This window comes from Streptococcus alactolyticus (genome assembly GCF_012277075.1).
Lineage (GTDB): Bacteria > Bacillota > Bacilli > Lactobacillales > Streptococcaceae > Streptococcus > Streptococcus alactolyticus.
Map to the genome: position 1 here is coordinate 54,512 of NZ_JAAXMT010000004.1, position 14,708 is coordinate 69,219.

The following is a 14,708-nucleotide window of genomic DNA, read 5'->3' on the forward strand; positions in this document are numbered from 1 at the left end:
CTTTCTCATAGGAGATTATTTGTTAAGAATGATTTGTGAGTGAAGCTTTTTGCATTTTCTTGGCTGTTGTCATCATCAAGCGGATACGGTTTAGTTGGTTCACTTCTGATGAACCTGGGTCGTAATCAATTGGTGCGATGTTGGCCCCTTTGTATTGGCGGCGCAATTCTTTGACCATTCCTTTACCAACGATGTGGTTTGGTAGGCAGCCAAAAGGTTGTAAGCAGACGATGTTTTTAACGCCATTATTGAGCAATTCAATCATTTCACCCGTCAAGAACCAGCCTTCCCCCGTGTGATTGCCGATAGAAATCACTTTTGAAGCTCCCTTGGCAATGTCATAGATGGATTCAATGCCTTCAAAACGTTGGGATTTTTCAAGGGCTTTATTCATTGGTTTTTCGAGAAGGTTGATGGCATCAATGCCGAGTTTGGCAAATCGTTTGGCTTTTTGGCTCATGTTAAGCTCATCAGCCTTCCAAATTTGATTGAACAGTGAATAATTCATAAAGCCAATCAAGTCTGGCACGACCGCCTCGCCCCCTTCTTGTTCAATGATAGCAACGATGTCATTGTTGGCTGTTGGAGCGTATTTGACTAAAATTTCTCCGACAACGCCGACACGTGGTTTTTGACCAAAATCAACGGTTTCAAGGGTGTCAAATTCCTTGATAATGCGTTTCATATTGCGGTTAAATTCAAAGTAAGAACCTGTTTTGATGTTGTGGCGAGCAACTTCAAGCCATTTATCATAGAGGGCATTGGCAGAGCCTGGTACGGCTTCGTAAGGACGCACGCGGTAAAGCACACGCTCAAACAAGTCTCCATACAAAACGCTGATGAGTAGGCGTTTGACAAAGGAATAAGTCAAGTTCCAGCCTGGTGTTTCTTCAGTTCCTTGATTGCCCATGGAAATAGACACCACGGGAACTTGTGCAAATCCTGCGTCTTTTAAGGCTTTACGCAAGAGCGGAATGTAGTTTGTTGCCCGACAACCTCCTCCCGTTTGGGTCATCATGACGCTGGTGTGCTCCAGGTCATATTCGCCACTTTGCAAGGCTTCAATCAACTGACCGATAGAAATGATAGCAGGGTAACAAGCATCGTTATGAACGAATTTGAGGCCGACGTCAACCGCTTTTCTGTCCATGGCTGGCAACACCGCGACCTTGTAGCCAGCTTGTTTAAAGGCTTTTTCGATGAGCCCATTTTGGTGAATAGGTGACAGCATAGGCATCAAAAGCGTGTGCGTCTTTTTCATGTCCTTGGTAAAGACAGGTTCTTGGGGTTCGGTTTCTTCGGCTTGGCTGTCAAATTGCGGTGCTTGGTTGAAGATGTGTTTTAATTGAGCTTTTTGGGCTTTTTTATCTCGTTCTTCAACGGCAGCTTTAAGCGAACGCAAGCGAATACGGATAGCCCCGAGGTTACTTCCTTCGTCGATTTTTAGGACGGTGTAGAGCTTGTTGTGTCCACGCATGATTTCTTCCACTTGGTCAGTAGTCACGGCATCCAGCCCGCAACCAAAACTGTTGAGCTGCACCAGTTCTAGATTTGGATTTTTTGAAACGACTTTAGCAGCAGCATAGAGGCGAGAATGGTAAACCCATTGGTTAACCACGCGCAGTCCTGACACTTCTTCTAAACCAGCCACCATGTCCTCTGTCAAGACATGAAAACCTTCTTGCGTGATAATATTGGCAATACCGTGATTGATTTCAGCGTCAAGGTGGTAAGGGCGACCAGACAAGACAATGGCTTTTTCGCCCTTGGTAGCAAGAGTGGAAAGCAGTTCGTCAGCTTTATCTTGCAAATCTTGTTTGAAATCGGCTAAGGCTTGGTAGCCATGTTCGATGGCTCTTCGAATGTCCTCAAGCGTGATGTCATCGTAAACACGAAAAGCCTTGCTAAGAGATAGCACAACGGATTCGTGGTCTGCTAAATTGACAAAGGGATGGAAATAAGCCACTTCCCCATTGCGAATAGGGTCCATGTTTTTCTCGATAACTTCAGGATAGCTTTGAACAATAGGACAGTTGTAGTGGTTCGGCGCCTTGTTATTTTCAATTTGCTCGTAAATGACACTTGGGTAGAAAATCGCATCCACTTTGCGGTCAATCAAGCTTTGAATGTGGCCGTGTACCATCTTGGCAGGGTAACAAACCGTATCACTTGGAATGGTTTCAATCCCTTTTTCAAACAAGGTTTTGTCTGATTTTGGGGACAATTGCACACGAAAACCAAGGTCGGTTAAAATGGTGTGCCAAAGGGGATAGTTTTCATACATATTGAGCACACGAGGAATACCGATAACGCCATGGACAGCGTCACGTTTTGAGAGAGCTTTAAATTTAAAAAGTTTTTTATATTTGTAATCAACGAGGTTTTCTTTTTGGTTGCTGCGGTCAAATGTGATTTTGGTGACTTTTTCTGCTCCGCGTTCGCAACGGTTACCTGTGACAAATTTGGAACCGTCATTGAAAATGGTCACGGTCAAAGCACAGTTGTTTTCACACAAGCCGCAACGGGTGAATTCTTTTTGGGTGGTAAAGTTATCCAGTTCCTCTAGCCCCATCAAACGTGAGGTTTGGGGTTGGTGTTCCAGTAATGTTTCCGTCATGCGTTCTCTCCTTTACTGTACCGTACTAAAAGCGGGTACCTCGGCGGTTTCATCTTCGTATTTTTCCTGAGCAATGATGGCACAGCCGTAAGCTCCCATTAGACCAGCAATGCTTGGGCGAACCACTTCGCGTTCGCTGACCAATTCAAAGGCACGAAGTACCGCTTCATTGTAGAAGGTTCCTCCCTGAACTACGATTTTTTCCCCTAAATCTTCAGGGCGTTTGAGTTTGATAACCTTGTACAAGGCATTTTTGATGACTGAATAAGACAATCCTGCTGAAATATCTGCCACGGTTGCTCCTTCTTTTTGCACTTGTTTGACTTTTGAATTCATGAAAACCGTGCATTTTGAGCCTAGGTCCACGGGGTGTTGTGCCAATAAAGCAACCTGAGCGAAATCTTTGACGTCGTATTTGAGGGATTTGGCAAAGGTTTCAATAAAGGAACCACAACCTGAAGAGCAAGCTTCATTTAGCTGAATGCTTGAAAGAGCCCCGTCTTGAACGCTCATGGCTTTCATGTCTTGCCCACCAATATCCAAAATAAAATCAACGCCAGGGTTAAAGTAATTGGCAGCCTTGAAATGAGCCACGGTTTCCACTTCACCATAATCCACGTGCAGCGCTGCTTGAATGAGTTTTTCGCCGTAACCTGTCACGCAAGAGCGCGCGATATAGGCTTCCTGTGGCAATTGGTGGTAAACTTCTTTCAAAATGGCAATGACATTTTCCAGCGGTTGTCCTTGGTTATTGCCGTAATGTTGGAACAAAATAGCGCCGTCAGGGTCAGTCAACACCACTTTTGAAGTGGTCGAACCTGCGTCAATGCCCAGAAAAACAGGCCCAGAAGCTTGGGCAATGTCTTTGTAGGTCACGCTGGCTTGGTTGTGACGTGCTCGCCAAGCGTCCAATTCGGCTTGGTCTTTAAAGAGCACATCCAAGGTATTTTTAGGGACCAAGGCTTGTGAACTGTTGGTCTTGAGGTTGTTAATGATTTCTGACAAGGCTAATTGAGCTTGTTCTTCGTCTAAGGCAGCTCCCATTGCCACAAATAGTTGTGGGTGTTCAGGGAAAATCACATTTTCTGGCTTAATATCAAGCGTTTCGATGAAACGTTGACGCAATTCGCTCATAAAGAACAAAGGTCCACCAAGAAAGGCAACATTCCCTGTGATTTTACGTCCTGATGCTAATCCAGCGATGGTTTGATTGACCACGGCTTGGAAAATAGAGGCTGCAATGTCCTCTTTGCGTGCGCCCTCGTTAATCAAAGGTTGAACGTCAGTTTTAGCAAAAACCCCGCAACGACTGGCAATAGGGTAAATGGTTTCGTACCCCTTGGCCAGTTTATTAACCCCATTGGCATCTGTTTTCAAGAGTTCTGCCATTTGGTCAATAAAGGCACCTGTTCCACCAGCACACGTACCGTTCATGCGTTGTTCAAGCGCGTCCCCAAAGAAGGTCATTTTGGCATCTTCACCGCCTAGCTCAATGACCACATCTGTTTCAGGAATAAAATGCTCAACGGTTGTTGTGGCCGCTATAACTTCTTGTACAAATGGAATTTTGGCCACATCTGCCAATCCCATGCCCCCAGAACCTGTGATGGCAATACTGACCGTTTGGTCGCCAATTTCTGAAATGGCATCGTTTAAGACCTTAATGGTTGCTGTTTTGACATCTGAAAAATGCCGTTCATAACGTGAAAAGACGAGCTTTTCATGATCATCGAAAATCACAACTTTAACCGTTGTCGATCCGACATCTACACCTGCTTTATACATATTCCAGTATCCTCGATTAGTGATTTAGACTTTGTTTTGCCTTTTTCTTTTACATAGGATAAGAAAAACAGATAGGCTTAACAACATTCTGTTGTTTATTCAACAAAGTGTCTGCTATAATACTATTATAAAATAGTCCTAATAAAATACAATCGTTAATTTTGATGGTTATGTTGTTTAAACAACACAAGGTGCTAAAACTGTTGATTATCTTGGAGGAAGACGGATGAAATTTACAGATATTCGCTATTTAAGAACCGAGAAGTTGATTTTTGATGCCTTTGCAAAACTTTTGAGTGAGAAATCTTATGAAAAGATTACGATTCAAGACATTGCGGATGAGGCTATGATTAACCGCGCCACTTTTTATGCCCACTATGCTGACAAAGACGAGCTTCGTGATGGGATTCACCAACAAATTGTGGAGCAAATGTCAGATATGATTGAGGCAGCACAAATCGCCAAAGGTGACACAGTCAAGGTCAAACGTGCCGAAAAACTCTTGGCAGACTTTTACCGAGGACTTGAAAAAAATCCATCGATTGCTAAAATTGTCTTGCGTAGTATTTCCCAAGAAGTCATGCAAGAACAATTTGGAAGCTTAATGCATGACAAGTACGACCATTTACTGGCCAAGCTAAATGTGACGGAATCAGGCAAGAAAGTTCCAACAGAGTTTGTGGTGGCTTATTTGACCAGTATTTTCACAGGGACTTTGCTGTGGTGGATTAAGTCAGATTTTGCCATGCCAGCAAAGGAATTGTCACGTTTGGTTTTGACCCTGATTAGCAATGGTCATTTGACGGTAATGGGGGTTATCATTGACCGTGACGATTGTGACTAAGAGCTTGTGAGAGCAACAAAGAAAGAGGGTAATTATGAAAAATGACAATAAGGTTCGTGATGCTATTGACCATCGCTTATACCCAGTAGCAGAAGGTAGCTTTTTATCTGAAATGGACACGCGTTTGCACCACCTTCTCAGACAAAGTCATCCTGATCTGCAAGACGGTGATTTTATCAGTTATAAACAGCTGACGCCTTATCGAATGCAGCTTTTAGAGGAAATTATCGACCAAGCCAACTGTAAAAATGAGTTCATTCGTGAGGCGGTTCACGGGGTGGCAAATGATGAAAATTACGCTGCCTTGGATATCCAAGACCAATTGGATAAGAAAATTACTTTTGGGCAAAAAATCGCGGACGACGTGGCTCGGTTTGGGGGTTCTTGGACCTTTATCATTTCCTTTATCGTCTTTATGGTAGTTTGGATGCTAATCAATATCATTCAACCGTTTGGGATTGCTTTTGACAAATACCCATTTATCTTGCTTAATCTCGCCCTATCAACTATCGCAGCCATTCAAGCCCCTTTGATTATGATGAGCCAAAACCGTGCCTCAGATTATGACCGCTTGCAAGCCAAAAAAAACTACAATGTTAACAAGGTGTCTAAAGAAGAAATCCGATTTTTGCACAAAAAATTGGACCACTTGGTGCAACAAGACCAGTCAGATTTACTGGAAATTCAAAAATTGCAAACCGAAATGCTGGCCTCAGTCACCAATCAGGTAGTGGATTTGAAAGAGCAAAACCAAATCTTGCGAGAAGAAATCGCTAAATTACAAAAAGCAACCGAGAAGAAGTAGGAACATTTAGCGTGCAGACTGGCTTAAATTTGTTATAATAAAAGCAAAAGAATCAGGGGAGAAGGACTATGTCTGATAAAACTATTCATTTAGTCATTGTAACTGGGATGAGTGGCGCTGGAAAAACAGTTGCCATTCAATCCTTTGAAGATTTAGGGTATTTTACGATTGATAATATGCCCCCTGCCTTAGTGCCTAAGTTTATTGAATTGGTGGAACAATCAAGCGACAATAATCGCGTGGCACTTGTGGTGGATATGCGTAGCAGGCTCTTTTTTAACGAAATCAATTCTGTCTTAGACCAAATTGATGCCAGTCCCAATATTGACGTAAAAATCTTGTTCTTAGATGCCACAGATGGTGAATTGGTATCACGTTACAAGGAAACGCGTCGTAGCCACCCACTAGCAGCGGATGGCCGCATTTTGGACGGGATTAAATTGGAGCGTGAGTTGCTAGCACCTCTAAAAAATCTGAGCCAAAATGTGATCAATACCACAGATTTGACCCCACGCCAGTTGCGCAAAACCATTTCTGAGCAATTTTCAAGTGAGCAAAACCAAGCTTCTTTCCATATTGAAGTGATGAGCTTTGGTTTCAAATACAGCCTGCCTTTGGATGCGGATTTGGTTTTTGACGTACGTTTCTTGCCAAATCCCTACTACAAACCAGAATTGCGTAACTTAACCGGATTGGACAAGGATGTCTATGATTACGTTATGGACCACGAGGAATCCGAAGCCTTCTACCAACATTTGATTGGCCTTTTAAAACCAATCCTACCAGGCTACCAAAAAGAAGGCAAATCAGTCTTAACCATTGCGATTGGTTGTACAGGAGGTCAACACCGTAGCGTTGCCTTTGCCCATCGCCTAGCAGAAGACTTGAAAACAGACTGGGTGGTCAATGAAACCCACCGTGATAAAAATCGTCGTAAGGAGACTGTTAATCGTTCATGAGAAAATCGAAGGTTACTGTTATTGGAGGCGGAACGGGGATACCTATCATTTTAAATAGTTTAAGGCACGAAGAGGTGGATATCACTGCTATTGTAACGGTTGCAGACGACGGTGGCAGTTCAGGAAAATTGCGTTCGGTGATGCAATTGCCCCCACCAGGTGACTTGCGCAATGTGCTAGTTGCCATGAGTGATATGCCTAAATTTTACGAAAAAGTCTTTCAGTACCGGTTTGCAGATAGCGACGGTGCTTTGGCAGGACACCCTTTGGGCAATCTGATTATTTCAGGAATTGCTGAAATGCAAGGCTCAACCTACAATGCCATGCAATTGTTAACCAAGTTCTTTCACGTTACAGGCAAGATTTACCCTGCAAGTGAGAACCCTTTGACCCTGCATGCGGTTTTCAAAGACGGTCATGAGGTGACTGGGGAGAGCTACATTGCTGACTACAAGGGCATAATTGACCATGTTTATGTGACCAATACCTACAACAACGAAGAGCCAACTGCCAGCCGTAAAGTAGTCGAAACCATTTTAAACAGTGATATGATTGTGCTGGGGCCAGGTTCTCTCTTTACTTCGATTTTGCCTAACTTGGTTATCCCAGAAATCAAGCAAGCTCTGCTGGATACGTCTGCTGAGGTGGCTTATGTGTGTAATATCATGACACAATACGGCGAAACCGAGCATTTTACCGATGCCAACCACGTGGAAGTCTTGAACCGTCACTTAGGACAAGATGCCATTGACACCGTTTTGGTGAATATCCAAGAAGTGCCGCAGGATTATATGAATTCCAACCAATTTGACGAGTATCTGGTTCAGGTGGAGCATGATTTTAAAGGACTACGCCAGCAAGTGAAACGTGTGATTTCATCGGATTTTCTTCGTTTGGAAAATGGCGGTGCTTTTCACAATGGGGACTATGTGGTGCGAGAATTGATGAACCTATTGAGGTCAAAAGAAAGATGAGTTTTACAGTAAAAGTCAAAGAAGAATTGATTAACCAATCGCGGTTTGACAAGAGCGAATTATCAGCCATCATCAAAATGTCAGGGAGTTTGGGGTTAAATGGCAACCGTTTGACTCTGTCTATCACTACTGAAAATGCCAAAATTGCTCGCCACATCTATGCTTTGATAGAAACCCTCTACAAGGTTCAGCCAGAAATTCGTTACCACCAAAAGACTAACTTACGCAAAAATCGTGTTTACCATGTCTTTGTCGCGACGGACGTCAAAGACATTTTAAATGATTTGCAGTTGGCAGATTCCTTTTTTGGTATCGAAACAGGTATTAATCCCTTGATTTTAGAAGATGATGACAAGGGACGGGCTTATTTACGAGGGGCCTTTTTGGCGACAGGAACCATTCGGGACCCAGAATCAGGCAAGTACCAGTTGGAAATTTTTTCCGTTTACCAAGACCACGCGGAAGACTTAGCTAATCTCATGCGAAAATTCATCTTGGATGCCAAGGTCATCGAGCACAAGAGTGGTGCAGTGACGTATCTGCAAAAGGCTGAAGATATCATGGATTTTCTCTTGATTATCGGTGCGGTGGATTCCAAGGATGTGTTTGAAGAAGTGAAAATCATGCGTGAAACTCGCAACGATGTTAACCGTGCCAACAACGCTGAAACGGCCAATATTGCCAAAACCGTGATGGCCAGCATGAAAACTATTAACAATATCATCACCATCATGGATACCGTTGGTCTGGATACCTTGCCAATTGAATTACAACAAGTGGCTAAAATCAGAGTGGCTCACCCTGATTATTCGCTGCAGCAAATTGCTGACACCTTGGGCAACGGATTAACCAAGAGCGGCGTCAATCACCGTTTGCGTAAAATCAATAAATTAGCAGAAAGTTTATCATAATTAGGAGGAAGATGACTTATGTCATGTACAACGATTTTAGTAGGAAAAGACGCTTCTTATGATGGCTCAACCATCATTGCGCGAACTGAAGACTCACAAAGTGGCGAATTTACCCCAAAACAATTTATCGTGGTGAAACCTGAGGACCAACCTCGCCACTACAAATCAGTTTTGTCATCATTTGAGATTGATTTGCCTGACAATCCCATGCGTTATACTTCTGTGCCAGATGCCTTGCGCAAGGACGGGATTTGGGGAGAAGCAGGTATCAACGAAGCCAATGTTGCCATGAGCGAAACTGAAACCATCACGACCAATGCGCGTGTTTTAGGAGCTGATCCGCTCGTTGCATCAGGAATTGGTGAAGAAGATATGCTGACTTTGGTATTACCTTATGTTCGCACAGCGCGTGAAGGGGTAAAACGCCTTGGTGAAATTCTTGAAACCTATGGAACTTACGAGTCAAACGGCGTGGCCTTTTCAGATGTCGATGAAATCTGGTGGCTAGAAACCGTTGGAGGACACCACTGGATTGCCCGTCGTGTGCCAGATGATTGTTACGTGACCAATCCTAACCAACTAGGTATTGACCATTTTGAATTTAACAATCCAGACGAATATATGTATTCAACTGGTTTGCGTGATTTTATTGAGGATAACAACCTTGATTTGACTTATTCAAATGAGCATTTCAACCCACGTTATGCCTTTGGTAGCCAACGTGACAAAGACCGTCACTACAACACTCCACGCGCTTGGGCTATGCAACGTTTCTTAAACCCTGAAATCAAACAAGACCCTCGCAGTTTCTTCATTCCTTGGGCACAAAAACCTTATCGCAAAATCACTATCGAAGACGTCAAATACGTGCTTAGCAACCATTATCAAGATACGGAATTTGACCCTTACGGACCAGAAGGCAATAAGGTAACCCAACGTGCCTTCCGTACCATTGGTATCAATCGTACCAGTCAAACCGCTATTCTTCAATTGCGCCCTGACAAACCACATGACACCACTGGTATTCAGTGGCTGGCCTATGGCTCAATGCCATTTGGTACAATGGTGCCGTTCTTTACTCAAATTTCAACAACACCAGCCTACTTTTCCAATACAGGTGCCAACGTGTCAACGGATTCCTTCTACTGGGCAAACCGTTTGATTGCTGCCATTGCTGACCCGCATTTCCACCAACACGAAGGGGATATCGAAGCCTACGTTGAAAGCACAATGGCGGCTGGTCATGCTCGCATTGGTCGTGTCGATGCTGCTTTGGCTAGAGGCGAAAAAGTAGATTTTGACGCTGAAAACCAAGCCATGAGTGATGACGTACAGCAACAAACCCAAGACTTATTGAATAAGGTTCTTTTTGATGCAAGTAACTTGATGACCAATCATTTTTCAGTTAGTGACTAATATTAAACTAGTAAATCCTTTGGGAGCCAGTCTCCCAAAGGATTTTTTGCTATTTTGAAAAGAAAACCTTGCAAAAACGGGAGAATATGATATACTTAACCAGTAAAATATTAACCAGTTAATAAAAGGAGTGTTATGAAAAGACTGTTTGTAACGATTGTCGCAGGTGTTGCCTTGCTTTTACTTTGCTTGACAGGAGCCAACAAGCCTGTCGCTGCAGATGATAAAATCAGCGTGGTAACCACTTTCTACCCAGTGTATGAATTTACCAAGGCGGTCACAGGTGACACAGCTGATGTTACTATGTTGGTAAAAGCAGGAACGGAACCCCATGATTTTGAGCCATCAACCAAAAATATTGCCACTATTTCAGATGCTGATGTTTTTGTTTATCTAGATGACAATATGGAAACCTGGGTGGATAGCGTGGTATCTTCTGTCAAAGCCCCACAATTGACCGTAGTGAAAGCAACAGGTGATATGTTGCTCTTGGCTGGCACGACTGAGGAGGAAGAAGAAGGGGAAAGCCACGAAGGGCACTCTCATGCCTACGATCCCCATGTCTGGTTGTCGCCCAAGCGTGCAATGATGTTGGTGGAAAATATCCGAGATGCCTTTATCGCCAAATACCCTGATAAAGCTGAAGTTTTTACCAATAATGCAGCAGCCTACCTAACAGAACTAAGTGACCTTGACGCTTTGTACACGGATAAATTGTCCCAAGCCAAGCAAAAAAGCTTCGTCACTCAGCACGCAGCCTTTGGCTACTTGGCTTTAGATTATGGTTTGACGCAAATTCCGATTACAGGTATTTCAGCAGATAGCGAACCGTCAGCCAAACGTTTGGTTAATCTGGCTAAATATGTCCAAAAATACGATATCCACTATATTTATTTTGAAAAAAATGCCTCAAGTAAGGTAGCAGAAACCTTGGCGGATGAAACAGGTGTTAAGACCGCTGTCCTCAATCCCATTGAAAGTTTGACCAGCAAAGAGATGAAATCAGGCGAGAATTACATTAGTGAGATGAAAGCCAATCTCAAGGCTCTGGAATTGACGACAGATGTTGCTGGTAAGACCATTAAAGCAGAAGAGGACACCGGCAAAACCGTAGAAAACGGCTATTTTAAAGACAAAGATATCACCGACCGTTCTTTGAAAGATTGGTCAGGAAAATGGCAGTCGGTTTACCCTTATCTCGTTAACGGTGATCTCGACCAAGTCTGGGAATACAAGGCTCAGTTGTCAAAAGGGGAAAAAACAGCTGAGGAATACAAAGACTATTACACCACAGGCTATCAGACCGACGTTGACCACATCAATATTAATGGCAAAAAGAATACCATCACCTTTATCAAAGGCGACCAAAAGTATCAATTTACTTATAAATACAGTGGCTATAAGGTCTTGACCTATGAAAAAGGCAATCGTGGCGTGCGTTACCTATTTGAAACCGACGATCCAAATGCTGGTGAATTCAAATACGTGCAATTTAGCGACCACAATATCTCTGAAACAGATTCGACCCATTTCCACATTTTCTGGGGTGGTAAAAGCCAAAAAGCCCTCTTGAAAGAGATGTCGCATTGGCCTACCTATTACCCTGATAATTTGACTGGAAAAGAAATCGCCCAAGACATGGTTGCTCACTAATCACAAAAGCTTGAAGTTAGAAACTTCAAGCTTTTGTGATTAGTGCCTTGAATTGATAAGAAACGTACACAAAAAACCACTCGATTTCTCGAATGGTTTAAGTCGTAAATCGTACTTCTTATTTGAAGCCGTATTTTTTGTTGAAACGATCCACACGACCATCTGCTTGAGTGAATTTTTGACGACCTGTGTAGAATGGGTGTGAATCTGATGAAATTTCCACACGGATAAGTGGGTAAGTAGCACCTTCGAATTCTACAGTTTCGCTAGATGATTTAGTAGAACCGCTAAGGAATTTGTAACCAGTAGTTGTATCCATAAATACTACTGGACGGTATTCTGGGTGAATGTTTTGTCTCATTTTAAAAAAGATTTCCTTTCTGCCATGATACTTTCCGCATCATAGTTATTTAACTCTTACATTTTATCAAATAAATACGTCCTTGGCAAGTCTTTTCTCCAAATAAATAGAAAAAATAGGACGGTTTTCTAGTCTTTTGTGGCTTGCAAGAGGTCTTTGATTTCTTGGAAAATGGATTCGTTTTCTTCCAAGCTGTAAGAGTTGGCCCCGCTGGCAAGAGGGTGTCCGCCACCGTCGTGACGTTTGGCAATTCCGTTGATGACTTGTGTTTTACTTCTGAGGTGAACGCGATAATGACCGTCAGCTTGCTCAACGAAAACACCCCAAGATTGAACGGTATCGATTTTGCCAGGAAGGTTCACGATAGCAGAGGTTTCTGCTTCGGTCACGTTAAATTCCTTGAGCACGTCTTGTGTTAATAGCACACGCGCAGCCCCATTATCATCTACTTCAAGGTGTTCCAAAACATAACCTTGGAGTTTAGCAATTTTCAATGGGAAGGAATCCATTTGACGGCTCAATTGTGCAAAATCAAAGTCGTAGCTTCTAAGTTTGGCCGCCATTTGGAAGGTTTTGCTGCTTGTTGCAGGGTAGAGAAAGCGTCCTGTATCACCAACAATACCACAATACAAGAGGCGTGCGGCAGACGTTGGCACGGTCAAATGCGTGCTTAAAGCAAGGTCGGTAATGATTTCACTGGCACTAGAAGCACTCGTATCCACGTGCATCAAATCTCCGTAAGGGTCATCATTTGGGTGGTGGTCAATTTTAATGAGAAATTGACCTGTGTGGTAACGCTCGTCATCAACTCGAGGGCGATTAGCCGTATCAGTGACAATAACCAAGGCATTAGCATAGTCATCGTCGCTGACCTCGTCCATTTGGGCTAACCAAGCAAGGGTTGGTTCATCTTGACCTGTTGCTAAGACGGTTTTAGTTGGAAAATTCTCCCTAATAATATCACGCAAGCCCACCTGACTACCGATAGCATCAGGGTCAGGTCTTTGGTGACGGTGAATAATAATGGTGTCATAGGCTTTAATAGCGTCCACAATTTCTGCGAATGTATTCATAATGATATCTCCCATCGTTTTAAAGATTCTCTTATCTTTTCATTATACCACACTTTAAAAATGACCTAGGCCATGAATTTTGATAAAAACTTTACAAAAACAAGATAGAAGACAAGAACGTTCGTCATGTATGATTAATAGAGTAAAAAAGATGTGGAAGGAACCAAAAAGTGTGGTAGAAATTGCATTAAAAAATATTTGCAAAGAATACAAAAATAAGAATTACGCCGTACGAGATGTTAACTTAGATATTTACGATAAAGAGTTTGTGATTTTTGTTGGACCGTCTGGGTGTGGCAAGTCAACAACTCTTCGCATGATTGCTGGTCTTGAAGAGATTAGCGACGGGGAACTTTGGATTGATGGGGAACTTAGTAATTACTCAGAACCTAAGGAAAGAGATATGTCCATGGTTTTCCAAAACTACGCTCTTTACCCAAGCATGACGGTTTATGGCAATCTGGCTTTTGCCTTGAAAGTTCGGAAAACGCCTAAAAAAGAAATCGACCAAAAAGTGCATCAGATTGCTCAAATTCTTGATATCGAACATTTGTTGGACCGCCGTCCATCAGATTTGTCAGGTGGGCAAAAGCAACGTGTGGCCATTGGTAGTGCCATTATCCGCCGTCCAAAAGTTTTCCTCATGGATGAGCCCTTGTCAAACTTAGATGCCAAGTTGCGTGCGCAAATGCGTATCGAACTAGCAAAATTGCATAAGGAATTGGGTATCACGATTATTTATGTGACGCATGACCAGACCGAAGCCATGACCCTAGGAACCAAAATTGTTGTCATGAAAGAAGGGGTCATTCAACAAATCGCGGCACCGTCTGTGCTTTACAATAACCCAATCAACCGATTTGTCGCAGAATTTGTTGGTTCACCGTCAATGAATTTCTTTGAGGCTGTGGTTCAAAAAGAAAAAGACCGTGTGGTTCTCATCTTTGGTGAACAACAAGATAAGAAAGTTTACCCAACGCAAGCCGATAGCCTTCGCTTGAAAGATGTTGTTGGCAAAACCGTGCAATTGGGTATTCGTCCTGAGGATATCCACGAAAAAGCAGAAGCTAGACAAGGTGGCTTTGATACCTTTAGCCAAGGCATCGTGGAACGTGTGGATTCGCGTGAGTTACTTGGTTCTGAGGTTATTCTTTACTTCCGTGAATCAGAGCGCAACCACTGTGTTCGCCTAAGCCCTGACAATAACACAGCGGCTGGAGAATCCATTGAATTGTACTTTGACCCTGAGAAAATTCACGTGTTTGATTTAGAAACGCAAGAAAACTTGTTATATAGAGAGGAGCTGTGAC

Annotated in this window: 11 protein-coding genes and 1 pseudogene; 8 read left to right on the plus strand and 4 right to left on the minus strand. The window is 43.0% G+C overall.

Annotation, left to right across the window (positions count from 1 at the left end; genetic code table 11):
• Nucleotides 1-22: 22 nt before the first annotated feature.
• Nucleotides 23-2,566, minus strand: a pseudogene (locus HFK82_RS08805) (acyl-CoA dehydratase activase-related protein); the annotation flags it as partial.
• 63 nt (nucleotides 2,567-2,629) lie between these two features.
• Nucleotides 2,630-4,402, minus strand: a complete 1,773-nt coding sequence (locus HFK82_RS08810; RefSeq protein ID WP_239472475.1) for an acyl-CoA dehydratase activase — start codon at nucleotides 4,400-4,402, stop codon at nucleotides 2,630-2,632.
• A gap of 226 nt (nucleotides 4,403-4,628) precedes the next feature.
• Between HFK82_RS08810 and HFK82_RS01445 the strand changes: the two genes are divergently transcribed.
• The 7 genes from HFK82_RS01445 to HFK82_RS01475 all read left to right on the plus strand — a co-directional run bounded on the left by HFK82_RS01445 (nucleotide 4,629) and on the right by HFK82_RS01475 (nucleotide 11,964).
• On the plus strand, nucleotides 4,629-5,246 hold the full coding sequence (locus HFK82_RS01445) for a TetR/AcrR family transcriptional regulator (protein ID WP_168260535.1): 618 nt from the start codon (nucleotides 4,629-4,631) through the stop codon (nucleotides 5,244-5,246).
• Between the two features lie 34 nt (nucleotides 5,247-5,280).
• Entirely contained in the window at nucleotides 5,281-6,051 is a 771-nt protein-coding gene (locus HFK82_RS01450) for a DUF1003 domain-containing protein (RefSeq protein WP_168260536.1), read from the plus strand.
• 68 nt (nucleotides 6,052-6,119) lie between these two features.
• The gene (rapZ, locus tag HFK82_RS01455; protein WP_168260537.1) at nucleotides 6,120-7,010 is read left to right on the plus strand and encodes an RNase adapter RapZ; all 891 of its coding nucleotides are present in this window, start codon (nucleotides 6,120-6,122) and stop codon (nucleotides 7,008-7,010) included.
• Entirely contained in the window at nucleotides 7,007-7,984 is a 978-nt protein-coding gene (locus HFK82_RS01460) for a YvcK family protein (RefSeq protein ID WP_168260538.1), read from the plus strand. The genes rapZ and HFK82_RS01460 overlap by 4 nt, the downstream gene beginning before the upstream one ends.
• On the plus strand, nucleotides 7,981-8,895 hold the full coding sequence (gene whiA / locus HFK82_RS01465; RefSeq protein ID WP_154454208.1) for a DNA-binding protein WhiA: 915 nt from the start codon (nucleotides 7,981-7,983) through the stop codon (nucleotides 8,893-8,895). The genes HFK82_RS01460 and whiA overlap by 4 nt, the downstream gene beginning before the upstream one ends.
• 18 nt (nucleotides 8,896-8,913) lie before the next feature.
• The gene (locus HFK82_RS01470; RefSeq protein ID WP_168260539.1) at nucleotides 8,914-10,311 is read left to right on the plus strand and encodes a C69 family dipeptidase; all 1,398 of its coding nucleotides are present in this window, start codon (nucleotides 8,914-8,916) and stop codon (nucleotides 10,309-10,311) included.
• Between the two features lie 135 nt (nucleotides 10,312-10,446).
• Entirely contained in the window at nucleotides 10,447-11,964 is a 1,518-nt protein-coding gene (locus HFK82_RS01475) for a zinc ABC transporter substrate-binding protein AdcA (RefSeq protein WP_168260540.1), read from the plus strand.
• Between the two features lie 118 nt (nucleotides 11,965-12,082).
• Here HFK82_RS01475 and HFK82_RS01480 read toward each other — a convergent pair whose 3' ends face one another.
• Together HFK82_RS01480 and HFK82_RS01485 are read right to left on the minus strand one after the other, a co-directional pair.
• Nucleotides 12,083-12,325, minus strand: a complete 243-nt coding sequence (locus tag HFK82_RS01480; RefSeq protein WP_168260541.1) for a type B 50S ribosomal protein L31 — start codon at nucleotides 12,323-12,325, stop codon at nucleotides 12,083-12,085.
• 128 nt (nucleotides 12,326-12,453) lie between these two features.
• Nucleotides 12,454-13,398 (minus strand): DHH family phosphoesterase, encoded by a 945-nt coding sequence (locus tag HFK82_RS01485; RefSeq protein ID WP_168260542.1) that lies wholly within the window; start codon nucleotides 13,396-13,398, stop codon nucleotides 12,454-12,456.
• A 172-nt stretch (nucleotides 13,399-13,570) separates the two neighbouring features.
• Between HFK82_RS01485 and HFK82_RS01490 the strand changes: the two genes are divergently transcribed.
• Entirely contained in the window at nucleotides 13,571-14,707 is a 1,137-nt protein-coding gene (locus HFK82_RS01490) for a sn-glycerol-3-phosphate ABC transporter ATP-binding protein UgpC (protein ID WP_168260589.1), read from the plus strand.
• The last annotated feature ends 1 nt before the right edge of the window (nucleotide 14,708 follow it).

Coding starts and splice junctions, on each gene's coding strand:
- HFK82_RS01470 (WP_168260539.1), top strand. CDS start 8,914: ATGTCATGTACAACGATTTTAGTAGGAAAAGACGCTTCTTATGATGGC.
- whiA (WP_154454208.1), top strand. CDS start 7,981: ATGAGTTTTACAGTAAAAGTCAAAGAAGAATTGATTAACCAATCGCGG.
- HFK82_RS01485 (WP_168260542.1), bottom strand. CDS start 13,398: ATGAATACATTCGCAGAAATTGTGGACGCTATTAAAGCCTATGACACC.
- HFK82_RS01450 (WP_168260536.1), top strand. CDS start 5,281: ATGAAAAATGACAATAAGGTTCGTGATGCTATTGACCATCGCTTATAC.
- HFK82_RS01480 (WP_168260541.1), bottom strand. CDS start 12,325: ATGAGACAAAACATTCACCCAGAATACCGTCCAGTAGTATTTATGGAT.
- HFK82_RS01460 (WP_168260538.1), top strand. CDS start 7,007: ATGAGAAAATCGAAGGTTACTGTTATTGGAGGCGGAACGGGGATACCT.
- HFK82_RS08810 (WP_239472475.1), bottom strand. CDS start 4,402: ATGTATAAAGCAGGTGTAGATGTCGGATCGACAACGGTTAAAGTTGTG.
- rapZ (WP_168260537.1), top strand. CDS start 6,120: ATGTCTGATAAAACTATTCATTTAGTCATTGTAACTGGGATGAGTGGC.
- HFK82_RS01475 (WP_168260540.1), top strand. CDS start 10,447: ATGAAAAGACTGTTTGTAACGATTGTCGCAGGTGTTGCCTTGCTTTTA.
- HFK82_RS01445 (WP_168260535.1), top strand. CDS start 4,629: ATGAAATTTACAGATATTCGCTATTTAAGAACCGAGAAGTTGATTTTT.